29 protein-coding genes are annotated in these 23,660 nt (G+C 47.0%); 22 read left to right on the forward strand and 7 right to left on the reverse strand.

Annotated elements, in window-relative coordinates; translation table 11 throughout:
* The first annotated feature begins 1 nt into the window (after position 1).
* From AAHH42_RS02485 to AAHH42_RS02525, 9 genes are all read left to right on the forward strand, one after another.
* Positions 2-1,057 (forward strand): phage major capsid protein, P2 family, encoded by a 1,056-nt coding sequence (locus AAHH42_RS02485; protein WP_342221615.1) that lies wholly within the window; start codon positions 2-4, stop codon positions 1,055-1,057.
* 70 nt (positions 1,058-1,127) lie between these two features.
* Positions 1,128-1,718, forward strand: coding sequence for a phage terminase small subunit (gene gpM / locus AAHH42_RS02490; RefSeq protein WP_342221997.1), 591 nt, complete (start codon positions 1,128-1,130; stop codon positions 1,716-1,718).
* 188 nt (positions 1,719-1,906) lie between these two features.
* Positions 1,907-2,386, forward strand: coding sequence for a head completion/stabilization protein (locus tag AAHH42_RS02495; RefSeq protein WP_342221616.1), 480 nt, complete (start codon positions 1,907-1,909; stop codon positions 2,384-2,386).
* A 98-nt stretch (positions 2,387-2,484) separates the two neighbouring features.
* Positions 2,485-2,682 carry a tail protein X gene (locus AAHH42_RS02500; protein WP_342221617.1) on the forward strand — a complete coding sequence of 66 codons (198 nt, stop codon included), beginning with the start codon at positions 2,485-2,487 and terminating at the stop codon, positions 2,680-2,682.
* Between the two features lie 24 nt (positions 2,683-2,706).
* The gene (locus tag AAHH42_RS02505) at positions 2,707-2,958 is read left to right on the forward strand and encodes an HP1 family phage holin (protein ID WP_342221618.1); all 252 of its coding nucleotides are present in this window, start codon (positions 2,707-2,709) and stop codon (positions 2,956-2,958) included.
* Positions 2,942-3,460, forward strand: a complete 519-nt coding sequence (locus tag AAHH42_RS02510) for a lysozyme (RefSeq protein ID WP_342221619.1) — start codon at positions 2,942-2,944, stop codon at positions 3,458-3,460. Before AAHH42_RS02505 ends, AAHH42_RS02510 begins: the two co-directional genes overlap by 17 nt.
* Positions 3,453-3,923: a lysis protein gene (locus AAHH42_RS02515; protein ID WP_342221620.1), complete on the forward strand. Its 471-nt coding sequence runs from the start codon at positions 3,453-3,455 to the stop codon at positions 3,921-3,923. Before AAHH42_RS02510 ends, AAHH42_RS02515 begins: the two co-directional genes overlap by 8 nt.
* 6 nt (positions 3,924-3,929) lie before the next feature.
* The gene (locus AAHH42_RS02520; protein ID WP_342221595.1) at positions 3,930-4,397 is read left to right on the forward strand and encodes a phage tail protein; all 468 of its coding nucleotides are present in this window, start codon (positions 3,930-3,932) and stop codon (positions 4,395-4,397) included.
* On the forward strand, positions 4,385-4,840 hold the full coding sequence (locus AAHH42_RS02525; protein WP_420836488.1) for a phage virion morphogenesis protein: 456 nt from the start codon (positions 4,385-4,387) through the stop codon (positions 4,838-4,840). The genes AAHH42_RS02520 and AAHH42_RS02525 overlap by 13 nt, the downstream gene beginning before the upstream one ends.
* 19 nt (positions 4,841-4,859) lie before the next feature.
* Here AAHH42_RS02525 and AAHH42_RS02530 read toward each other — a convergent pair whose 3' ends face one another.
* Positions 4,860-5,144 carry a helix-turn-helix domain-containing protein gene (locus AAHH42_RS02530; protein ID WP_119797548.1) on the reverse strand — a complete coding sequence of 95 codons (285 nt, stop codon included), beginning with the start codon at positions 5,142-5,144 and terminating at the stop codon, positions 4,860-4,862.
* The gene (locus tag AAHH42_RS02535; protein WP_119797549.1) at positions 5,141-5,455 is read right to left on the reverse strand and encodes a type II toxin-antitoxin system RelE/ParE family toxin; all 315 of its coding nucleotides are present in this window, start codon (positions 5,453-5,455) and stop codon (positions 5,141-5,143) included. Before AAHH42_RS02535 ends, AAHH42_RS02530 begins: the two co-directional genes overlap by 4 nt.
* 177 nt (positions 5,456-5,632) lie before the next feature.
* Here AAHH42_RS02535 and AAHH42_RS02540 point away from each other — a divergent pair, with 177 nt between their 5' ends.
* From AAHH42_RS02540 to AAHH42_RS02590, 11 genes are all read left to right on the forward strand, one after another.
* Entirely contained in the window at positions 5,633-6,226 is a 594-nt protein-coding gene (locus AAHH42_RS02540) for a phage baseplate assembly protein V (protein WP_342221621.1), read from the forward strand.
* Positions 6,223-6,570 (forward strand): GPW/gp25 family protein, encoded by a 348-nt coding sequence (locus tag AAHH42_RS02545; protein ID WP_342221591.1) that lies wholly within the window; start codon positions 6,223-6,225, stop codon positions 6,568-6,570. Before AAHH42_RS02540 ends, AAHH42_RS02545 begins: the two co-directional genes overlap by 4 nt.
* The gene (locus AAHH42_RS02550) at positions 6,570-7,478 is read left to right on the forward strand and encodes a baseplate assembly protein (RefSeq protein WP_342221622.1); all 909 of its coding nucleotides are present in this window, start codon (positions 6,570-6,572) and stop codon (positions 7,476-7,478) included. The genes AAHH42_RS02545 and AAHH42_RS02550 overlap by 1 nt, the downstream gene beginning before the upstream one ends.
* A gap of 45 nt (positions 7,479-7,523) precedes the next feature.
* Positions 7,524-8,132, forward strand: a complete 609-nt coding sequence (locus tag AAHH42_RS02555; RefSeq protein WP_119797036.1) for a phage tail protein I — start codon at positions 7,524-7,526, stop codon at positions 8,130-8,132.
* A complete protein-coding gene (locus AAHH42_RS02560) occupies positions 8,129-9,514 on the forward strand; it encodes a phage tail protein (RefSeq protein WP_342221623.1) in 1,386 nt (461 codons plus the stop codon). Before AAHH42_RS02555 ends, AAHH42_RS02560 begins: the two co-directional genes overlap by 4 nt.
* 3 nt (positions 9,515-9,517) lie before the next feature.
* On the forward strand, positions 9,518-9,835 hold the full coding sequence (locus AAHH42_RS02565; RefSeq protein ID WP_119797034.1) for a tail fiber assembly protein: 318 nt from the start codon (positions 9,518-9,520) through the stop codon (positions 9,833-9,835).
* A gap of 28 nt (positions 9,836-9,863) precedes the next feature.
* Complete coding sequence (locus AAHH42_RS02570; protein ID WP_072549715.1) at positions 9,864-10,232, forward strand: IS630 transposase-related protein; 369 nt, start codon at positions 9,864-9,866, stop codon at positions 10,230-10,232.
* Between the two features lie 265 nt (positions 10,233-10,497).
* Positions 10,498-10,689: a transposase gene (locus AAHH42_RS02575; protein ID WP_342221998.1), complete on the forward strand. Its 192-nt coding sequence runs from the start codon at positions 10,498-10,500 to the stop codon at positions 10,687-10,689.
* A 295-nt stretch (positions 10,690-10,984) separates the two neighbouring features.
* Positions 10,985-12,007 (forward strand): IS630 family transposase, encoded by a 1,023-nt coding sequence (locus tag AAHH42_RS02580; RefSeq protein WP_342221999.1) that lies wholly within the window; start codon positions 10,985-10,987, stop codon positions 12,005-12,007.
* A gap of 6 nt (positions 12,008-12,013) precedes the next feature.
* Positions 12,014-12,316 (forward strand): IS630 transposase-related protein, encoded by a 303-nt coding sequence (locus AAHH42_RS02585; RefSeq protein WP_342221624.1) that lies wholly within the window; start codon positions 12,014-12,016, stop codon positions 12,314-12,316.
* 91 nt (positions 12,317-12,407) lie between these two features.
* Positions 12,408-12,788, forward strand: a complete 381-nt coding sequence (locus AAHH42_RS02590; RefSeq protein ID WP_342221625.1) for a transposase — start codon at positions 12,408-12,410, stop codon at positions 12,786-12,788.
* Positions 12,789-12,828: 40 nt separating this feature from the next.
* Here the strand turns inward: AAHH42_RS02590 and AAHH42_RS02595 are convergent, their stop codons facing one another.
* The 5 genes from AAHH42_RS02595 to AAHH42_RS02615 form a co-directional block, all read right to left on the reverse strand.
* The gene (locus AAHH42_RS02595; protein WP_342221996.1) at positions 12,829-13,851 is read right to left on the reverse strand and encodes an IS630 family transposase; all 1,023 of its coding nucleotides are present in this window, start codon (positions 13,849-13,851) and stop codon (positions 12,829-12,831) included.
* A 224-nt stretch (positions 13,852-14,075) separates the two neighbouring features.
* The gene (locus tag AAHH42_RS02600) at positions 14,076-14,621 is read right to left on the reverse strand and encodes a helix-turn-helix domain-containing protein (protein ID WP_342221626.1); all 546 of its coding nucleotides are present in this window, start codon (positions 14,619-14,621) and stop codon (positions 14,076-14,078) included.
* 93 nt (positions 14,622-14,714) lie between these two features.
* The gene (locus AAHH42_RS02605) at positions 14,715-15,026 is read right to left on the reverse strand and encodes a helix-turn-helix domain-containing protein (RefSeq protein ID WP_342221627.1); all 312 of its coding nucleotides are present in this window, start codon (positions 15,024-15,026) and stop codon (positions 14,715-14,717) included.
* Between the two features lie 582 nt (positions 15,027-15,608).
* On the reverse strand, positions 15,609-16,040 hold the full coding sequence (locus AAHH42_RS02610; protein WP_342221628.1) for a nuclear transport factor 2 family protein: 432 nt from the start codon (positions 16,038-16,040) through the stop codon (positions 15,609-15,611).
* Positions 16,041-16,049: 9 nt separating this feature from the next.
* Positions 16,050-16,172, reverse strand: coding sequence for a hypothetical protein (locus AAHH42_RS02615; RefSeq protein WP_342221629.1), 123 nt, complete (start codon positions 16,170-16,172; stop codon positions 16,050-16,052).
* A gap of 214 nt (positions 16,173-16,386) precedes the next feature.
* On the opposite strand from AAHH42_RS02615, the gene AAHH42_RS02620 reads away from it, so the two are divergent.
* Together AAHH42_RS02620 and AAHH42_RS02625 are read left to right on the forward strand one after the other, a co-directional pair.
* On the forward strand, positions 16,387-18,030 hold the full coding sequence (locus tag AAHH42_RS02620; RefSeq protein ID WP_342221630.1) for a hypothetical protein: 1,644 nt from the start codon (positions 16,387-16,389) through the stop codon (positions 18,028-18,030).
* Between the two features lie 18 nt (positions 18,031-18,048).
* Positions 18,049-23,655 carry a TcdA/TcdB pore-forming domain-containing protein gene (locus AAHH42_RS02625; protein WP_342221631.1) on the forward strand — a complete coding sequence of 1,869 codons (5,607 nt, stop codon included), beginning with the start codon at positions 18,049-18,051 and terminating at the stop codon, positions 23,653-23,655.
* Positions 23,656-23,660 lie beyond the last annotated feature (5 nt).

Here is a 23,660-nt window from a genome sequence, read left to right on the forward strand (position 1 = left end):
CATGAAAAAACACACCCGCAGCCAATTTAACCAATATATTCATCAGGTCGTCACGCTCAACGGATTGGAAAACCCCGCCGATATCGCCGCAAAATTCACCGTCGAACCGTCGATTGCACAAAGACTGGAAGCCAAACAACAGGAAAGCAGCAGTTTTTTATCAAAAATCAACCTGTTTCCGGTGGATGAACAAACCGGCGAAAAAGTGGGCTTAGGGATTGAACGTCCGATCGCCAGTACCACGCAGACTAGCGAAAAAGAACGCAGCCCTGCCGATCCCACTAGCCTGGACAACCACCCCTACCGCTGCACACAAACCAACTTTGATACCGCTCTCAGCTATCAAAAGCTGGACATGTGGGCAAAATTCCCCCACTTTCAACCGCTGATCCGTGACACGCTGGTTAAACGGCAAGCCTTAGATCGCATCATGATTGGCTTTAACGGCATCAAACGGGAAGCCACCTCCAATGCGACCCAAAATCCGTTGTTGCAAGATGTCAATATCGGCTGGTTACAGCATATCCGCGCCCAGGCCGCCTCACAGGTGATGAATAAAATCATCAATGCACAAGGGGCGGTGACGTCAGACACCATCCGCATCGGTCAAGGCGGGGATTTTGCCAATCTGGATGCACTGGTGATGAATGCGGTCGATGAACTGATTGAAACATGGTTTCAGGATGATACCGAACTGGTGGTGATTTGCGGTCGTGCGTTATTGGCGGATAAATATTTTCCGATTATCAACCAGAACCAAGCCAACAGCGAAAGCCTGGCAGCCGATCTGATCATCAGCCAAAAACGGATCGGCGGCCTACCCGCTGTCCGCGCACCTTACTTCCCGGCTAACGCGCTGTTAATTACCCGTCTGGATAACCTGTCGATTTACTGGCAGGAAGGGACGCGCCGTCGCGCGATCATTGACAACCCGAAACGTGATCGGGTGGAAAATTTTGAATCAGTCAATGAAGCCTACGTGGTGGAAGATTACGGCTGCACCGCACTGATTGAAAATATCGTCATTGGCGACATCACGCCGCCAGCCGAGGATTAACACACCATGAGCAATCCTGTCCGCCGCCATAAACAGTTTGTTGCGGCCCAGCAAGCGGCCTCATCGCGTGATGACGGCAGGACTGCGCCATGCCAGCACCTACGAATTACTATTATTCAAATTGCAGCAAGATTTATTGCACTTAAAAAGCATGGCCTCGATCAGTCGTAAAGCCGAGGTCAAACGCCGCTTGTTACCGACCTACAGCCCGTGGGTAGCAGGAGTACTGGCTAAGGGCACAGGCACGCAAGATGCGATCCTGATGCGCATGCTGATTTGGCAACTGGATGTCGGCGATCTCACCCGTGCCCTCGACATTGCTGACTACGCTATCAAACACGATCTGGCTACACCGGACAGTTTCCAGCGTTCCACGGCTTGTTTAATCGCCGAAGAAGTGGCGGCACTAGCCAGCCAAACGCTGCTGAAAAAACGCCCGCTTGATACGGCCCAGTTGCTGCGTGCGCAACACATTTTACGGGGGCAAGACATGCCCGATCCGGTCAAAGCCCGTCTGCATAAAATGGTCGGTTACGCCCTGCGTCAAGATGGGAAATATGAACCCGCCTGTCTCCATTTAAAGCAGGCACTCACCCTGGACAGCTGCAGTGGGGTCAAAACCGACATCAAACAGCTTGAAAAATTACTTCAGGCTGCTTAACCCCATACCCAACGGCCGGGCGGCACGGGCAATTGACAGGACAAATGTATTGCTATCAATGCGTCCGTTCACCGCCCTTTTAATCGAGTGATTTAGATGTTCAGAGCACATCAAGACTGCCGAATGAAGAACGGAGGGAGGGCAGGAGTGAATCTGACACCTTTTCAACATGATAGGAGAAACATCAGATGGTCAGTATTGCAGTCAACCCCACAGCGAATGAAGCCGGGATAAAAACTGAACAGCTCATCAAAAACAACGGCTTCTGGCCGGACCTCGATCTCCAGCACTACCGTGATGCCATGCGACAGGACGGCACCCTCACCCCGGCACGTTTACTCGAAGCGGCACAGGTTGGCCTCAATGAAACCCATGATCGGCTTGCAGCATGGCGAAAAAAACAACAACAGGCGGGCTATCCCTCACTGGTTGAGGTGCCTGCGAAGCAGGTAGGCAATGAAAGTAGCTGCCTGCTCCTCTACCGCCGTGCTGTCTATTGCCTGATACAGGCCACAGTAACGGAACGGTTTCGCAGCGTTGATGCCACGGCCTCGGGCACGAAACGGGCAGAAGCACGGGAAGAGACGATTGATCACCTCCGCCGTGATGCGGCTTGGGCAATCCAGGACATACAAGGCTTCACTCGCACCACCATTGAGCTGATTTAACGTTAAACACGTTTAATCTTGAACACATTTAACCCTGAACCATTTTAATCTCGAACGCATTTAAACATGGAACCCATTAATCACTTTGAGCGACGGTCATGAAAATCTTTGCACAGCAAAACGACACGGTAGACGCCTTATGCTGGCGTTATTACCAGCGTACCGAAGGCATCACCGAACAGGCCTTCGCCATCAACCCGGGGCTGGCTGACCAAGGATCACACTTACCGCACGGCTACGCCGTAGAGATGCCCGATCCGACACCTTCTCCCCTCAAACAACATCTCCAACTGTGAGACTGATACTCGGAAAAACACCGCATGGACAGACACACTTCTTGGCTTTCTTATTCATCGGCTTGGCTGCTGACCTGTTTGGGCGCGTGGACGTTACAGGACTGGGCAACGCTGATCGGCGTCGCGTTGGCAATGGGGACTTACCTCAATAACCGTTACTACAAACGGCGTGAAGATCAACGTCAACAGGAAATCCACGCACTCCAGCGCCAACAGCTGACTGAACACCAACGTACACAACGCACTCAAGGTGGTCAGAATGCGCCCACTCAGTAAAAAAATCCAGACCTTAATCGTAGCCGGTGCCAGTACTGCGATCCTGCTCGCACAATTCTTGCGAGAAAAAGAAGGCAACCGGCTCAGCGCCTATCAGGATGGTGCCAAGATGTGGACGATTTGCCGTGGTGCGACCTGGGTTGATGGGCAGCCGGTGAGACAAGGGCTGCAACTCAGTCGCGAAAAATGCGAGCAGGTTAACAAATTTGAAGTGGATAAGGCGATTGCCTGGGTCGAACACCATATCAAGGTACCCTTAACCGACGTACAGAAAGCCGGTATTGCTTCGTTTTGCCCGTACAACATCGGCGCAGGTAAATGCACGGCATCCACTTTTTATCGCAAACTCAATGCCGGTGACACCCTCGGAGCCTGTGCAGAAATTAAACGCTGGATCTTCGATGGCGGTAAAGATTGTCGCATTCGAGCCAATAACTGTGCGGGTCAGCCTCTCAGACGCGCACAGGAAAGTGTACTCAGCTGTTGGGGGTTAGATGCTTAATCGACTCGTTACCGGCGTACTGGTACTGATTTTTAGCGGATTACTCCTCACGGCTTTTTATTATCACGAAGAAACCGTAGAAAAGGATATCGCCATCAAAACAATCACCCAAGAGCGCGATACGGCCTTTTCCCTTATCCAGGCACTGGAAAAACAGCGCCAACAGCTCGCGGCCATTGACAGTCACTATACACAGGAATTAACCGATGCCAAAACTCAGCTGGCTGCCCTTGAACGTGATATTAATGATAAGCACCGTAGGATGCAGCTCAACGCCACTTGCCCCAAACCCGTGCCCCACGCCGCCACCGCCGCCCGCCTGGATGATGGTACCCGCGCCAGACTTAACGACACCGCTATCAAACATTATTTCCATCTCCGAGAACGTATCAAAACCGCAACTCAGCAAATAGCGGGATTACAGGCTTACATTCAAACAGTGTGCTTAACTCACCCAGGATAACCCGCGATGTTAAAACCCACTTTGCTAAGAAAGGCACTGACAGATGCCGTGCCTTATCTCAAACAAAATCCCGATAGCTTGCATATTTTTATTGATCGGGGCGCTATTGTCTCCACATTGGCGTCGTCCCTGTCCTTTGAATACCAATACACCCTCAATCTGATCATCACCGATTATGCAGACGACGCCGATACCCTGTTTGTACCTATTTTACACTGGTTACGCACCCATCAGCCCGACATCATGGCGCAACATGCTACCCGCGCAGAAGGACTGACCTTTGAAGCCGATCATTTAAACAACAGCCTGCGTGATATCAGCATTAATCTCAGACTGACCGAACGGGTCATCGTCAAAGAAGAACAGGGCGTCTTACAGGTCACCCATCTGGATGAACCGCCTGACCCTGATACGACACACCGCCGTTATGAACTCTTTATCAAAGAGGAAAAAGTGGCACAATGGCAACAATAAATACCCGCGATCAGCTCAGCCAGGCACTCGCCAACCTGTTGAAGCAATTATCACCAGCCAGTAGGAAATCTTTCACGCGCCAGATAGCCAAAAAGCTACGGGAACGGCAAAAACAGCGCATCCAAGCACAACAGGAACCCGACGGTACCCCGTTTGCACCGCGCAAGAAAAAACGCCGTGACAAAAACGGACGTATTAAACGCAAAATGTTCAGCAAATTACGTACAGCCCGGTTTTTAAAGAGCCACAGTAACGCCCATGAAGCCATGGTGAGTTTTGCAAGCCAAGTCACACAAGTAGCACGGGTACATCATTATGGTCTGCGGGATAAAGTAACACGCAACGGCGTGACCGTACGTTACGAAAGCCGCCCGTTATTGGGGTTGACTGACAGGGATATTGACGAGATCACTGATCTCGCGTTGGCACATCTGGTGGGTTAAAGCAGTCCTACCGGCAAAATCAAAGATCGACAGCACGGATATCCAGTTTAGAGCCACATGCAGAAGCATAACGTTCCAATGTGTGAATGCTTGCCTTTATCACATTCTGTTCAATCCGGGTGACTACAGGGGGAGTAACTCCCATGCGTAGCGCAATTTCAGTTCTGGTTATACCTGCTTTTTCCCTAATACTTTGTAACATAAGGGCAAGTTCTGCCTCGCGGTGGGCTTCTTCATAGGCGAGCAAGGAGAGTGGATCACTTAATAATTTAGCTCTAACTTCTGCGTGGCGTATACCTTTCATTCTGTAAACTCCTTGAGTCTGTTAAAAGCGATTGCCATTTCTTTCGGCGGGGTCTTAGGGGTTTTCTTCACAAAGGATCTTAATATGTATATTCGACGACCTTTAGCAAAGGCGTAAATAGTTCGAGCGATATCACCTCCCCCTACACGCAGTTCGAATAAACCATCACGCAATGAATCGCTTAACGGGTATCTCAAACGATTGCCTTCTTTCTCTAGTCTATCAAGTAGGTAAGCTGTTTTACCTTTAAGTGGAGCGGGTAAGTCCTCAAGTTCCTGGACTGCTTCAGAATGATAAATAAGTTCGAACATTAGCCTTCTCCCTGATGACAATGTTTATTTTAGTCTATTCATTAAATTAGCACAAATGCTAATTTATTTTAAAAATAACATTTTATATTTTCTGAGCATAACTTCACTTCCTCTGTCTCACCCCTCACACAACGCCGATCACATGCCCGAATGTCACCCACGCGGCACACTGACGGCATGAAAACCTTCAATCATGCAGAATATCAACGCCTGCTGGCAAACCTGATCCGGATTGGCACGGTATCTGCCGTGGATACGGCTCAAGGACGGTGCCGCGTAAAAACCGGTGATTTAGAAACCGACTGGCTAAACTGGCTCACGTTACGTGCAGGGCGTGTCAAAAGCTGGTCTGCACCCTCGGTGGGTGAACAAGTCCTGATCCTCAGTCTGGGTGGCGAACTGACCACCGCATTTGTTTTACCGGCGGTCTTTTCCGATGTTAACCCAGCGCCTTCGGTTTCAGCGGATGCGATCATGCTGACTTTCCCGGACGGTGCTCACTTTGCCTATGAGCCAAAAACCAGCCACTTAGTGCTAACAGGCATCAAAACTGCAACGATAACCGCCGCTAGTGCCATCACCCTGGATACCCCGGTTGTCACCTGCACACAACAGCTGATCACCGACCGCTTACAGGTTAATCAGGGTGGCAAAATCACCGGAGAATTCACCCACAGCGGGGGTAACCTGACCTCTAACGGTATCACCCTGCACCGCCATCAATACAGCGGGGTAAAAAGTGGCGGCAATAACAGTGGGAACCCCCGATGACGTACCTTGGTATGCACCGCCACAGTGGTCAAGCGATCAGCGACATCGCGCATATTCGCCAATCGATCAGTGACATTCTCATCACCCCACAAGGCTCACGGGTGATGCGCCGTGCTTACGGTTCGCTGCTCTCAACCCTGATCGACAGCCCGCAGAGTCCGGCACTGCGCCTCAGAATGATGGCCGCCATTTACAGTGCCTTATTACGTTGGGAAAACCGCCTCACCCTGAGCGCCATCGACATTACCTCTGATAGCAACGGTACGATGACAATCGACCTGTGCGGCCATCGCAGTGATACCGGGGTTCCTCTCAGGCTCTCCTTACCGATAGGAGGAAAATAATGCCTAACCTGGATTTAAGCTTACTGCCGGCCCCCCAGGTGGTAGAACCGCTGGATTTTGAAACGCTCCTCAAGCAGCGTAAAGCGCAGTTTATTGCCTTATCGCCCCCAGAACAGCAAGCGGCGATTAGCCAGACGCTCAACTATGAATCCGAGCCGATCACCAAACTACTGCAAGAAAACACCTACCGCGAATTACTATTACGCCAACGGATCAACGAAGCCGCGCAAGCCACCCTGTTGGCCTATGCCAAAGACGCCGATCTCGATCAGATTGGCGCCAACTACCAGGTTAAACGCTTAATCCTTCAAGCAGCCAATCCTGACGTTATCCTGCCGCTGGCGTTGATAACAGAAAATGACACCGATTTCCGCCTTCGCATTCAACAGGCCTTTGAAGGCTTAAGTGTTGCTGGTTCGACCGGTGCTTACGAATTTCACGCTCTCAGTGCCGATGGCCGTGTAGCCGATGCTTCCGCCATCAGTCCCTCGCCAGCTTGCGTGACCCTCACGGTATTATCCAGGGAAAATAACGGCGTCGCCTCAGCAGAGCTGTTAGCTCACGTTAACGCGGCACTGAATGATGAAAATATCCGACCGGTGGCGGATCGGCTCACCGTACAATCGGCAACCATTATTGATTACCGCATTGATGCCACGCTCACGCTCTACCCTAAACCGGAAGCCGAACCGATCCGCATGGCTGCCGAAAATCGTCTCACTGCCTATATCAGTACGCAACGTCGTTTAGGGCGTGATATCCGTTTGTCGGCGATTTATGGTGCCCTGCATGTCAAGGGGGTACAGCGGGTAGAACTGGCTGCCCCCTTACGTGATGTGATACTGGATAAAACCCAGGCCGCCTGGTGCACAGGTTATAGCTTGAAAATAGGCGGCTGTGATGAATAGCTGTCTGAGATGGGTCAGTTTTTCTTCTTTAACGAGGAGACATTAATGAATAACCATTTGTTGCCAGTGGGTTCCTCGGCATTAGAAATCGCAGCCGCTCACGCCTGTGCGGGCTTGAGTGAGATACCGCTTCCCCTGCGCCAATTGTGGGATGCAGATAACTGCCCGCTCGCGTTGCTCCCTTATCTGGCGTGGGCATGGTCAGTGGATCGCTGGGATGAAAGCTGGTCAGAGGCGACCAAACGGGCGGTGATTAAAACCGCCTTTTATGTGCATAAACACAAAGGGACGATTGCAGCACTGCGCCGTATGGTTGAACCGCTCGGCACCCTGATACGGGTTATCGAGTGGTGGCAAACTAACGACCCCCCTGGGACGTTTCGACTGGATATCGGGGTCATCGAAACCGGTATCACCGAAGCCATGTATGTCGAGCTGGAACGCCTGATTGAGCAGGCTAAACCCTGTAGCCGCCATCTGATTGGCCTGTCCATCAATCTGGATACACAGGGTTCAGCCTGTGTCGGTGCTGCCTGCTATGAGGGTGATGAACTCACCGTCTATCCCTATTTCCCTGAAACGATTACCGTCACCGGCACCGCGTATCACGGCGCTGCCGTCCATGTCATTGACAATCTGAGTATCACCTCATGAACGAAAAATTTTATGCCTTACTGACCCATCAAGGTGCGGCAAAACTGGCCAATGCCACCGCACTGGGAACCCAGCTGAAAATCACACAGATGGCGGTCGGTGACGGTGGCGGCAGCTTACCCACGCCCGACGCCAGCCAGACCCAGCTTATCGGTGAACGCCGCCGCGCGGCACTGAATTCACTGAGCCTCGATCCCATCAATACCCATCAACTGATTGCAGAACAAGTGATCCCGGAGACAGAAGGCGGATGGTGGATCCGTGAAATCGGCCTGTTTGACAGCGACGACACCCTTATCGCGCTGGCTAACTGCCCCGAAACCTACAAACCGCAACTCCAGCAAGGCAGCGGTCGCACGCAAACCTTACGCATGATACTGATTGTCAGCAGCACCGCAGCTGTCACGCTAAAAATTGATCCGGCAGTGGTATTGGCAACCCGTCAATACGTTGATGACAAGGTAATTGAAGTCAAAGTGTATGCGGATAAATTACTCTCAGCCCATGAAAAATCCCGCAATCACCCCGATGCGAGTAAAACAGAAAAAGGCTTTGTCACGCTCAGCAGCGCCACTGATAGTGACAGTGAAACCGCTGCCGCCAGCATGTCTGTTGGCACCACGGCCAACACGCTAATGAAAGGTGATGATACGGGGGTCGTGAGACTAGACAATTGGCAAAAAACCGTTAAGGCCAAAGACCTTGACGGTGAGCCGCGTTACACGACTACCATTGATTTTACTGGCCTGAGCACAGAACGCTATTACCCCGTGTGGTGGCAAAACCCAGCGAATGCCGGCGCAAACAGTTGGCTGACAATCCATCGGCCTTATCATTATGATGGGCATAAAAACCCGTTTGGGGCAGGTGTGACACATTTGGCAGGATTATTGGTGCAACTAGAAGGGGGAGATTGCGGTTGGGGCGGCGATGCCCATTATTTGACCATCAAACGTCTTCATCAAAGTTACCGCAAAACGGTCAAAGCCATTCGTTTCCGCATGCTCAGTGTGGTTCGTCCGGTTGATGGAAACTATCCCCTTCATACAGGTTATACCGCAGGCGCTGTTGCTGACTGTCCGACACGTAGTGGCTGTTACTTGCGCGGGGGATTGACCTATTTTGTGACCAGCAATTTTGGTGGGATTTTTTCTTCTCGTGAAGAGGGAAAAGTCGAGATGTCGCGCCATACTACTGCGGGTGGTGGCAAAACCAAGACCAAAGTTGAAGATGCTGTTCATATTGGTGTGGCCTTTGAAGTCAGATATATGGCGAAATCTTTCGCTGCCAGCGATCCGAATTTGGGTGATGACTATGAAGATGCCACCTTGCCATACTCATTGGACTACGACAAACGCTACGAAGCCAAAAAAGGAAGTTAACCGATGAACGAACCGCTCTATCTTGAAACACTCACCGATAAAAATGGCTATCAATACGTCAATGTTCCCGCCGATCCGTATCAACTGACCGAAATGGGTTTTAGCTGGCCGGAAGCGATGGCGCTGCATCAACAGGCGTTGACTGCCCGGCAAACGAAAGCTTGTGCTGAAAAGCGCCGTTATTTACTTAGAGAAGCGACGACGAGAATCGCGCCCCTGCAAGATGCGCTGGAGTTAGGGATTGCTACTGAGGACGAGATAGCAGCGCTTAACGCCTGGAAACACTACCGCGTGGCGTTAAATCGGCTGGATATAGCGTAGGCTGTATAAATTGATGTATAATTTCAAGATGACTTATCCATTAAAATTTCGCCAACATGTATTGGCTATTAAAGAGCAAGAAAAGCTTACATATGCCCAAACGGCCACACGTTTTTGTATTGGGACCGCAAGTCTGATGCGCTGGGCTAAACGAATAGAACCTTGTCTGACACGTGATAAACCCGCCAGTAAAATAGCTCGAGCGGCGTTGATTCTTGATGTGGAAACCTACCCTGACGCGTCTCAATACGAGCGAGCCCAACGTATGGGAGTGAGCGCTAGAGGTATCTGCCATGCGTTGAAACGGGCAGGGTTTAGCTATAAAAAAAACATTTTATCATCCAAAAGCCAACGCCCAATCCCGAGAAGATTTTCAGATCAAGATCCAGGCCTATGAAGCCAGCGAGACCCCTATTATTTACGTTGATGAAAGCGGTTTTGCTCATGACATGCCCCGCCTCTACGGCTATTGAGCTAAAGGTAAGCGGTGTTACGGTCAACATGATTGGCACGCTAAAGCATGTACCAATGTCATTGGCGCTCAGCTTAACGGAAAATTAACCACCGTTTGTGCCTTTGAATACAATATCAATAGCGATATTTTTCATGCGTGGGTAACCCAAGACTGACTGCCAAAAATCCCTCAAGGGGCTGTTATCGTGATGGATAATGTGAGCTTTCACAAACGCCAGGATATCCAGTCTACTAGACAAAAATCTGGTTTTATTCTGGAATATCTCCCGACGTATTCTCCTGACCTCAACCCGATTGAGCACAAATGGGCTCAGGCTAAAGCCCTTCGTAGGAAACGACAATGCGATATCGACACTCTCTTTTCTGACCCTTTATTTTGAATCAATTTATACGGCTACAGCCATACCACGACGGCAGAGAGTGAGTGGCCTGTCGTGATAGAGTAGTTTTCACTTAATTATTATTAATCATAATTATAGTAGAAGCGATATAAATTGATTGTAGTAATTCACATTAATACATTGGTATAAAATAGTTTTTATAAATAAAATCAGGTAATCTCCCGGCTTTGCCGGGGGATATTCACTAAATGCCACCATGCTATATCGCCCCTGCTATACCCGTGATCAATGAAGATGCTTGATTTTGAAGTCGATAAGGATCATGCTCATAGCCATGAAAATAGAGCTGACTGCTGACCAGAAAATTACCCTCGAAGCCCAACATCGTCAAAGCCATGACCGCCGTGTCTGTGACAGGATCCGGTGTGTTTTGTTGTCCGCAGACGGCTGGACTCCCCCTATGATTGCTCACTCACAGCTCATTAATGAAACCACGGTGCGGCGCCACCTTACAGACTATCATAAACTCAACAAGCTCAAGCCTGAAAATGGCGGCTCCGATGGCTATCTCAATGCGGAACAGACCACGTCGCTGGTTGAACATCTCACCCAGCCGCTCTACCACCACAATCACCAAATTGTGGCGTATATCGCTGGACGCTGGAACATCACCTTTACCGTATCAGGTCTGTATAAAGGGTTGAAGCAGCATGGCTTTAGCTATAAAAAGCCGAAAGGTGTTCCGCATAAATTTGCCGTTGAGAAACAGCAGCAATTTATAAAGACCTACAGCGAATTGAAAGACGCCGCGGGTAATGACCCCATACTGTTTATTGATGCCGTTCATCCGACACAAGCCACCAAAATAAGCTACGGCTGGATACGAAAAGGCCAGGATAAAACGATAGAGACCACCGGGAGCAGAACGCGGTTGAATATCATGGGAGCCTTGAACATCCAGAATGTGGCTAACCCCATAATCCGTGATGATGAGACGATTAACAGCGAAAATGTGGTTCACTTCCTGTCTGCCATTCGCGCGCATTATCCCATCACGACAACGGCACATGTGATCCTCGAGGGTGCAGGCTATCACCGTTCACAGCTTGTGCAAGACGCCGCGCTTACGTTGAATATCCAGCTTCATTACCTTCCGCCGTATAGCCCGAATCTAAACCCGATAGAGCGATTGTGGAAGGTGATGAATGAGCAAACACGAAACAATAGATATTACCCATCTAAACAGAGTTTTAAGAACGATATCTTAAACTTCTTTGAGGTGAAGCTACCACAAATGGCAAGTTCTCTGGTATCTCGCTTAAACGATAATTGCCAGGCGCTAAATCCTGCATCTTGATTTCACTTGGGTATATGCCGAAACAGCCACCCGTTTTTGTGTGGGGACAGCGAGCCTAATGCGCTGGGCTGGGCTAAACGTATCGACCCTTGCCTAACTCGTGATAAACCGGCGACCAAAATAAATCACGCCGCGTTGCTCCTTGATGTGGAAACCTATCCTGAGGCGTCTCAATACGAACGCGCTCAACGTATGGGGGTCAGTGCTCGAGGGATAGGCGATGCGTTAAAACGGGCTGGGTTTAGCTATAAAAAAAACATTTTATCATCCCAAAATCGACGTCCAAGCGCGAAAAGATTTTCAGACTAAGATACAGGCTTATGAAGCCTGTGGTACCCCGATAATTTACGTGGATGAAAGCGGTTTTTCCCATGATATGCCGCGTCTTTATGGTTATTGAGTGAAAGGTAAGCGCTGTTACGGCCAACACGATTGGCGCGCCAAAGCGCGTACTAACGTCATTGGCGCCCAGCTTAACGGAAAATTAACCACGGTTTGTACCTTCGACTGCCATATCAACAGCGATATTTTTTATGCCTGGGTCACCCAAGATTTATTGCTAAAATCTCCTCCAGGGGCCGTACTTGTAATGGATAATGTCAGTTTCCATAAGCGCCAAGACATTCAGTCTGCTAGACAGAAAGCCGGCTTTATTCTGGAATATCTTCTCACTTATTTTCCTGATATGAACCCCATTGAGCACAAATGGGCTCAAGCTAAAGCCCTTCGTAGAAAGCGACAATGTGATATCGATACCTTGTTCTATGACCCTTTATTTTAAATCAATTTATAACGCCTATGCCATATATACCCAAGTGAAATCAAGATGCAGGATTTAGCGCCTGGCAATTATCGTTTAAGCGAGATACCAGAGAACTTGCCATTTGTGGTAGCTTCACCTCAAAGAAGTTTAAGATATCGTTCTTAAAACTCTGTTTAGATGGGTAATATCTATTGTTTCGTGTTTGCTCATTCATCACCTTCCACAATCGCTCTATCGGGTTTAGATTCGGGCTATACGGCGGAAGGTAATGAAGCTGGATATTCAACGTAAGCGCGGCGTCTTGCACAAGCTGTGAACGGTGATAGCCTGCACCCTCGAGGATCACATGTGCCGTTGTCGTGATGGGATAATGCGCGCGAATGGCAGACAGGAAGTGAACCACATTTTCGCTGTTAATCGTCTCATCATCACGGATTATGGGGTTAGCCACATTCTGGATGTTCAAGGCTCCCATGATATTCAACCGCGTTCTGCTCCCGGTGGTCTCTATCGTTTTATCCTGGCCTTTTCGTATCCAGCCGTAGCTTATTTTGGTGGTTTGTGTCGGATGAACGGCATCAATAAACAGTATGGGGTCATTACCCGCGGCGTCTTTCAATTCGCTGTAGGTCTTTATAAATTGCTGCTGTTTCTCAACGGCAAATTTATGCGGAACACCTTTCGGCTTTTTATAGCTAAAGCCATGCTGCTTCAACCCTTTATACAGACCTGATACGGTAAAGGTGATGTTCCAGCGTCCAGCGATATAGGCCACAATTTGGTGATTGTGGTGGTAGAGCGGCTGGGTGAGATGTTCAACCAGCGACGTGGTCTGTTCCGCATTGAGATAGCCATCGGAGCCGCCATTTTCAGGCTTGAGCTTGTTGAGTTTATGATAGTCTGTAAGGTGGCGCCGCACCGTGGTTTCATTAATGAGCTGTGAGTGAGCAATCATAGGGGGAGTCCAGCCGTCTGCGGACAACAAAACACACCGGATCCTGTCACAGACACGGCGGTCATGGCTTTGACGATGTTGGGCTTCGAGGGTAATTTTCTGGTCAGCAGTCAGCTCTATTTTCATGGCTATGAGCATGATCCTTATCGACTTCAAAATCAAGCATCTTCATTGATCACGGGTATATAACGTCGAATTTTCCATTATCAGGTCACTATAGCCGTCAAGGCGATATACTGATGCTCAATGCCGATCACATTGACCAGCCGCACATTTATTTTAGCCTGGATGGTGTGTCGCATTTTCTGCTGCAAATCCAGCAAACGAAACCCCAGCCTTTCATTTTTGCGTTAAAACGTCTTCTTTATCCAATAATCGGTATCTTGCATGATGCCGATCGGCAGATCATTTGCCAAATGGATACTACCATCACGCCACAAAAGGTGTTGATGTTTCTCAACGGCAAATTTATGCGGAACACCTTTCGGCTTTTTATAGCTAAAGCCATGCTGCTTCAACCCTTTATACAGACCTGATACGGTAAAGGTGATGTTCCAGCGTCCAGCGATATACGCCACAATTTGGTGATTGTGGTGGTAGAGCGGCTGGGTGAGATGTTCAACCAGCGACGTGGTCTGTTCCGCATTGAGATAGCCATCGGAGCCGCCATTTTCAGGCTTGAGCTTGTTGAGTTTATGATAGTCTGTAAGGTGGCGCCGCACCGTGGTTTCATTAATGAGCTGTGAGTGAGCAATCATAGGGGGAGTCCAGCCGTCTGCGGACAACAAAACACACCGGATCCTGTCACAGACACGGCGGTCATGGCTTTGACGATGTTGGGCTTCGAGGGTAATTTTCTGGTCAGCAGTCAGCTCTATTTTCATGGCTATGAGCATGATCCTTATCGACTTCAAAATCAAGCATCTTCATTGATCACGGGTATATTACTTTAGGGGCTTTATTTTGGCACTGCTGATCAACCATGCCATTCAGGTATCCGAGGGTTTATTTTCAAGTGGCCGTATACCTTCGATGTGACTGTACATTGTTAAAAAAGTTGCTCGATCAATGATCCCCCAGTCAATTAGCATATAATAACCTTTCCTCCCTTTCTCGTTGGTTGGTTCTCTGATGAACAGTATCTGCATACCGAATTCCTTTCGCAAGGCCGCTAATTGACGCTTAATTGTTGATTGAGGAATTTTAGTAGCTCTGTGGAAGTCAAGAAGACTCGGTTTTTCGAGTTTCGACAACACATTAATCAAAGCAAACTTTTTTTTCATTTCCAGCGAAGTCTTCATATTCACCTGTTCGTAACAGGCTCTGCATTATGAATGATATAGCTGGGGCTGTATAAGTCGACTGTAAGAATTTACACTAATATTAAATAATATTTACTGGTCAAACCAATCATGTTACATGGCCTCTTGCTATAACTCTGGCAGAGCTTCTTTAAGCTAACCTTCAACACTCAATAACGCGATGTCTAGCACGTGAACACAAACTGGTTTTCTTTCATCAAACATTTTTACCCAGAAACGCCAAGATGAAAAACTCCAGTTATCTATTGGCAGCCAATGGCTAATCATTGATGATGCTTTCAGCGCCAGCAAAACGAATTTAAATAAGTTAAAACTTGTTTTTCAGGGGCATAGCACCGATCTACAGCAATTAGTCAATCGCTACAAAAACTACGTAACGGAGAAGAAGGAGATAGATCCTCAAATCACCATGCTGAATTGACGATGAATGCTGAATCAAAGATCGACAGAGCGGATATCCGGTTTAGAGCCACATGCAGAGGCAGAACCTTCCAATAGATCTCTTTCCAAACCAAACCTGCTGCGTGACTCGAATCCTGCGTTGCCCGGTGCGCGCAATCCTCATGTACTCTGTGTTAACGAAGGTTGTTGTGCGCCGTCGGCATGACGATGAATCAATTTCCACTCATTATCTTCGCGTCGGAATATTTCTGTCACTCGTAAATACATTGGACAGGGATCTTTACTTTCATTCATGTGAACAGTGGCGTGCTGAAAGCCTACCCAATAAGCGATACTATCGCTTGCAGCCATATGCAGGATCTCAAAATGCGTCTCACTGCCCGTTTTGAATGCCTTAGCACCCTGCTGGTATGTGCGCGACACATCATCAGCCGCTTGCTGGACGACGTATCCACGTGGGTCAAAAAAAGTTGCCGGGGAAACCAGTGTAGCAATGTTAACGAGTGGAACTGGATCACCACATACGTATGATTGCGCCACCTCCTCACGTTTCTCCATAAAATGAGTAAAACTTTTCAAATTGTTATCCATAATTTCTTCCTATTTTATTTTGGCATCAATAAGGGCAAGTTCTGCCTCTTTGTGGGTTTCTTTATAGGCGAGTAAGGAGAGTGTGTCACGTAACAATTTAGCGCTCACTTCTGCGTGGCGAATACTTTTCATTCTGTCAATTCCTTGAGTCTGTTAAAAGCTTTAGTCGAACATTTGCCATTGTATCTCCGATAAAGATGGCGAAGCTACCAAACGAAAATTATTTTTAATAATTGGCATTATATTTGCATATTTATTTTGGCATAAATATTGCTTAATGGCTAATTTATAATACAATCACTTCATCCTAACTGATTACGCTCTTTAATGCCCTTAGGAAAACCCCATGCAAAAGCAAACACTGGTCACAGCATTAACCACCTGGATCGATCAGCAACAAAAAACCGGGCTCAATCTAGCAAGCCGCATCACTGAACTTAATCGGCTAAAAGACAATTACAACAATACCGCGACGAGTTTATCAGGCAGTGAAGAGATGAAACATTTAATCAAACTGCTCGCCAATGTCAGCGAAACCTACTGGTCTAAGGTCCAAGAAACTATTCAAAAAAGCTTACTCGAACGCATAAAGGCGATCAAAATCCCCTTAGCCGCCGATGAGAAAACGTTACACTTCTTTCTTACCGAAACGAATTCGACCCATCGACACCAAGATATCAACAATTGGATGACCGCCTATCCCGATTACAACATCAGGATTTGGACCGATGATTCCTTTCATTCATCAACTCAAATATTTAACCGCTTACAAACACAAATAGGAGTTGATCTCGATCAGTCTCTGGCCAATTATGGCTATGATGTGGCTAAGACGTTAGAAATATTGATGCTAAATAAAAGAAGGTATGCCCACTCTCAAATTTCGAGCGCGATGCAGATAAAAATAACGGATTTTCGCGAAAAAGCATTAAGCGATTATATTACTGCTAACCCTAACGTTCTTAGTGAAAATGAAAGAAACCGTATTAAGCATTCTAGCCTGCCTGATTTTTTAAATAGCTTAAGCCTCAGTCAGGATAAAATAGATGAACTGAGGGCTACCGTATTAAGCGACTATATAAAAACAACATTTAATCTCAGTGACGATGAGATAACTAGAATCAATACCGCTTACAGCGCTCGGGCTCAAGATCTCGTTTCAGCATTACAAGTACGGCATCGAGACGGTAATGTCACTATTGAACATAAAAAAGTCATTATTAATGATGGACTCAATTCTCCCTATTTAAACCGATTAATTCTTACCGCCAATCAGCAACAGGCGATACACACCATAGGGTTATCGATATTAAAAGAACAAGGGGGTGTATTTATTAATACCGGTGGCAAAGTTAATAGCACCTTTGATCATCTTAATCATTTAAAAGTCGATCCTTTATTAGGCGCGGCTTATAGCAAAAATTTAAAGATGATTATTGCCAAAAAAGACAGCCAGTTTATTAATGCGCTCTTTACGCGCGAAGAAAAAATTAAAACCATCCTGGCCGCATTTCCTGATATTGAAAAGGGGATAACGCCTTCTCAAACTGGCCTAAGTGATATCAAGGCACGCCTTAACAGAGAAAATTTAGTGGTTTCAGTCGATGAGCTTGCGTCATACGCCTATGAAACCTTAAGAAATCCTTCGTACACCGACGTCACGGATTTCTTTGCCGGTGAACGAGGCTACTTTGATGTTTTTAAGCAACAAATCCAAATCGAGATAGGGACCTCCCTCAAAGAAAAACCCTTTTTACCGCTTATTGTTCCCTGTATCAAAGGCATGACGATGGATCCAGTGGCAACAGAGGTGGATCCTGGCCCCTCAATGATAGCAAGTAAAAACAGATTTGCCTTTAAGCCAAATGTGACGGGTCATACCAATTATACCCGGCAAATTGTCATTCAATTGACCGAAGATCAGGCGGTTAATGCCAGTGCCATGGCGCTACACAGAAAAAATAAAGCGATCAGTTCACTCTATCGTTAACATGAAACATACAATACTTTGATAACCGTAGAAGCAGGAATCGTCACCAGACAGGCAGGTGAAGTTTTACGTATTATTCTCATCGGTCACGGCTCTGATCTCAGCAATTTTTCGGCAGACAATATCAAAAAATTATTTTTTGATAGCCACTTGCTCATCAGCAATCAAGTGGTTGCCAAGTTAAGTGTCGTGGCTTGTCGTTTCGCCGAAGGGACAACAAGTGAGGCCACTGGAGCACAAACATTAGCTGACGGACCAGCAAGACGGCTATTTGAGAGCTTATTAGGTCACGGGGTCCAACTTGAAAAAATGACCGTGCGTGAGGGTTATCTCAGCATTGATAACAACGGACAAAAGTGGATCTCTATCCAGGGTGATCATACTGCGGCTAAAAGAAAGGATCGAAATTACCTCTCTAGATTAGCCAGTACCACTGAGGCAAGAATTGAAATTTATCAAGAAAATGGGGTGATTAAATACCAACGACGACCGAGTGAAAACAGTGAAGTGAGAAAAAAAGTTGCCAATAGTTTTAAGCGATTTGGTTTATTTAGCCCGATTAAAATCGATACCAAAGAAGCGGATGACGTGCCCATTAGCAAAAAAGAGGAAAAAAAACTTAAAGGGCCTGTAGACACTGAAATCGCGAAAAAACTTCTCAACAACCGTAGTGGTAATACGGTGATTAATGCGAGTCCGATGGCGTTGTTAGCTGCCATGGCAGAGAGCCCTTATCGTGTGATGGTGATCGATAAAGATGCCTATCAGATTGATGCTTTACAAAAAGCACTGATCGAATCAAGGTATCACGATACTTTTGCTACCTGGATAGAAAAAATAGCACTTGAAAAAGCAGCCAAACAAAAATTAAAAGCATTATGGAATACTTTTTCGTTAATCGATCAGAAAAAGTACTTCGCCATGGTGCAGCAACGTGTCACACAAATCGCCTATGACTTTTTTTATGACGATATTAGCCACTCATCAATGGCTGATCAGGTGATTTTACATAAAGGCCAAGGGGCTATCAGTGTTGTTCATTTAGATATTGATACTGTGCTATTAGATAATGTCTCTACATTAGATCGAGAAGCGGCACAAAAACAGGTAAAAAACCGGTTAGCCACTTTAACCCAAAGCTTCAGAGTGCTCCGTGGCAGCTCATCGACGGCGTCCACGACAGCGGCGATTTATTTATATAGCATCAACGATGGATTATATAAAACCCTCACCCGAAACAGCATTGACAGCCTGGCAAGTCTTTATATTGGCTCAGCAAGCGATAATTATGATTATGTCACCAAGATCCAATTGCTCAAGCCAGGAACCATACTGCCGCCTTTTTTAAATGGGGTGCTCCAGTCATTAAATATTTTAGCCGCCGATCAGGCCATCAAAAAATTAGCCGGCAATGAACGCAAAATTCCCGGCAGCAGCACTGCAGTGAACTTACCCAATAGCTGGATCCCACTGCTATCCGGGATTGAATATGATTCTTCCACGCAAAAATTTAACGTGCCCTATGTTGATCTCGATAATCCGTCTAAAAAAGAGATCTTAACCACCGACAGTAAAAATTTTGCCTTGGTCAGGAAAGCGTTAGATCGACAAAATGAACAGTTAAGCCACTACTTCGAACTGGATAATGATCAGCCACGACTAAAAGTGCCCACGCGGTTAGGCAAAATCGAGGCGGCTGGCATCGGCAGCGGCAGCCTGTTTGCCACATTAGCAATTTGGGGCTGGGTAAAAAATGGCATTAGCGTCGAGGGCAATGACGGTTTGGCGCAAGCGCTGCAGATACACACCTATGTTTCGATGAGCGAGGTGGCACAGAGCGTGTTCAGTGATGTGACTACGCTCGGTAATTTCGCCCAAAGTAAAGTCCATTTGGCGCTTAAAAGTTCGTTGGCTAAAGGCCCAGTAGGCAATTTTGCGCGCGGATTGCGATCTTTTGGCGGCAAGATAGTGTGGCTAGGACCGCTGTTTGATGTCGCCGATATTGCCCTCAGCAGTACCGAATACCATCTGGCAAAAAATGAAGCCCAAGCGAAAATTTTCCGTACCGAAATCATTTTCGGCAGTATCAGCCTAGGCTTGTCGTTAGGTTTTATCGTAGCGAGCGTACTCGGCGCTACCTTGTTATCGGCGGTGTTACTCCCGATCGGTTTACTCTTGGCTGGGCTACGTTATTTGGTGGGTTCTGCCCTGGCGGCGGCAGCTACTAATCAGGAAAAAGCCAAAATTATCAGCCAGTATTTTCAACAAATGCAGCAGGGATGGGCAAATGGCGGCTTTAAATTAGAAAATGGCGTATTGAGCCCCTATCCAGGGGTGGTGATCAACACACTTGATCTACGCACACCAACTAACGCCTCCGTGATTTTTAACCCCGAGGGTCTTAAAATCAAAAAAGCCTTGTACCCGAATGATACTCAGCTGATTAATTGCTATGCGCTGCGTGATCAACAACAGGTCGATACCTGCATTCAGTTAAGCAATGAAGTGGGAACCATCAGAACACTGATACTGCCCATGACCACTTTAGCTACGCTCACCCCGGCTTATTATGTTGCCGATGAAGACGATATTGATACCTCCTCTGATTTTGCCGCGTTACGTTACTTTCATAATAAAGTAAAAATCAACACCACAGCAGATAAGGCTTTTATCGTAAAAGATTATTGGCCAGATGAGCGCCCAGGTGACCAACTTCCGATTCCACTACTCGATACCCGTGTGCCGATTGAACTGAACTTTGCTTATCAAACCACGACGGTAGAGATTTTACTCGGTGAGCATCATTATACCCTGATTGCCCCTGGGATCAGTGAAGGAATGCCCTTAGCCGACTCACCTTACAAAACACTGAGTTACCATTTCAAAGGGCCACAGACGGGTCAGGCTAAAGTCGTTTTGGTGTTAAACCGGGGTCAGGGCGCGATTAAAATTGAGAGTAATAATCAAAAAATTGAGTGGATCATTGAAGCTAGCCATTTGCCGTTGATTGAAGTGCGCGATGCTAAAGAAGGCACTAATGGTCGAAAACTCACCTTTTCGAGCAAAAAATTACTCGCCAATGGGTCCTATGAGGATGAAACCATCGCCATCATTACCATTAGCGATAGAACGAAAACCACACTGCGCATTCAGCTAAAGCGAGGCACGATAACATTGGATATTCCACAAGATAGCCATCACTATCCGGTTCGCCACGCGCTGCCTGTGCCAGGTAATGGCAATAGCCATACGCTGCAAGAAGTCAATCAATTCATTAGTGCCGAAGCGAGCTACCCGCGGATCATTCATTATTTGAAAGTAGATAAGTTTAAGTTCAATGGCGTTAACAATGAAAACTGCTTTTATCTTAAAGATCCGGATAAAGTGGTTTATATCCCAGACAGCACCGATCTAAAATTTAATCAAGTTAAATTAATGTTTTACAATGATAAATACGTTTTTTACCAAGGTGACATCACCTTTTCTGTATTGAATGAGCACGCTAATCAAACCTTAAAACAGGTATTTTGGATCAGCTTGTTAAACACCAATCAAGTGCATCGGATCTATCTGCCAATAGTCCATCTTATGGATCATCAGCAAGACGTCAAAACCTCCTCGACCATGATCCAAACGCAAGTGTTAGAAAAAGGCATTCTGTTTAAGCAACAGTTTACTGATTATAGTGGGAAAAAGACGATTTTTTTAACCTATCTGATTGATACCACCAAGACAAGCGATAAACTATATCTACTTGAAATTGAAGGACAAGGGCTGAGCGACCAAGAGCAGCAGACATTAAAAAATAGTGACATCAATCAATTAAAAAAATTAATGAAGAACTTGAAAAAATATCAATGGAAGGAACAGTGGGGAGCGGGAGCCCAACCCTTAGAAGATCCGAAATATACAGCATTAAAACTCTTCTCTCCTTTGGAAATAAAAGAAGCTCTCGGTATTTCAACAGCAACCAAGGCTATTTTTTTACCACCACAGCTACCGCAAAACACCAGCAGTATCACCATCGGTGATCGGCTGATCTGGCCGATGCCAAACAGCTTGAAGGGGGTTACTGGCACCATCACCGCCAGAATAGCAGCGGCAACACTGGATAATGCTAAATACCATATTCATCTGGTAGGAATAGTGCCAGGAACGACAGCGGCTGATCACTATTATTATTGGCAAGTCACTGAAGCGGATAACTACAATCAATTCCATGCGCTATATCTGCAACACGCAGATAATAATGCCGAAGAAATTGATCTCCTCAGACTGGGTTTAACCAAAAAACAGATCAAAAACATCACCGGGGCCAATAAAGGGGTTTACCTGCATAGGCGTGATGGCCTGCGCGCTTACCTCACCAGTCATAGCCTGGAAGACGGCACATTACTCAATGCCAATAGCGCCAGTGCAGTAGCAGCAACGCAGACCAGCATCACCCGCTTCGGTCAATTTTTACTCTGTAAAGAAGATAAAATTTACCTGGGCCACGCCAATGAGAGGCAAGGGGTCTGGATGCTCGACAGCCTGATTACGCGTGAAAAAGTGATCCGCTATCTGCCGGGAGAAAATATTACCGCTGAGATGTTTAGCTACAATGGCAAACCAAGAGGGATCAATACCTTACTCAGCAACGCGGTTATTTTGCCCGCCAGCAGCACAGAGGAGAGTGAAACCGGTAAACTGCCGTACGGTGAAAAGGTAGACGAAGCCAGCATGGCCGCCAATGGCAGTTTGCAAGTGATCACTACCAGCGGATTAGTTTTGGCGGTTACAGTCAATACCCCCTCAAATCCACCCGATTTTACGTTTGATTTAATCGGTGTCACCACCGTCTTTAGTAGGAAATACCAACAGAAGGAGACACAAATCAAGACCCTGTTTTCTGGCATATTCAGTAAACTAACCTTGCCTGAGATCATCACGCTGCCTTATGACCAACAAACCGACTGGTATCATCCTAAAAGTCAAACCCTGTTTATACCACGATCTCATGCGCCCTACCTAGGCTGTAATACAGCAAGCAAAACCGCTTATTTTAGTACCACCAACAGTGCCGGTGACCGCGCCCAACTGAGGACGGCTACCACACAAATTTCAGCAACAGCAAGCTATACTGGAACGTCGGATTTTGCATCATCAGGTCACTATAGCCGTCAAGGCGATATACTGATGCTCAATGCCGATCACATTGACCAACCGCACGATTATTTTAGCCTAGATGGGGTGTCGCATTTTTTGCTGCAGATCCGGCAACCGAAAACTGAAGCCTTCACTTTTGAATTAAAACTCCTCCCCTATCCCGTAATCGGCCTCTTTCATGATGCCGATCGGCAGGTCATTTGCAAAATTGACGCGACCATCACGCCACAAAAGGTGTTGATGAAGCGCCAAAACACAGCACTCTGTTTGTCGATAGGGACAAAATGGCTGGTGATTAATGATGCCTTCGCCCCGATGAAACCAAATCTTGACAAACTGAAATTTACTTTCACTTATGATGGTATTCAACCCACCGCTCAGCAGTTGGTTAATCACTATATTAAAACGCTGGGTGAGCAAAATATCACTGATCGTGCTAATGCGGGGATCAAGATCCCGATATTATTATCGGCCTAATATTT

The sequence above is a fragment of the Candidatus Fukatsuia endosymbiont of Tuberolachnus salignus genome, assembly GCF_964030845.1.
Classification (GTDB): Bacteria; Pseudomonadota; Gammaproteobacteria; order Enterobacterales; family Enterobacteriaceae; genus Fukatsuia; species Fukatsuia symbiotica.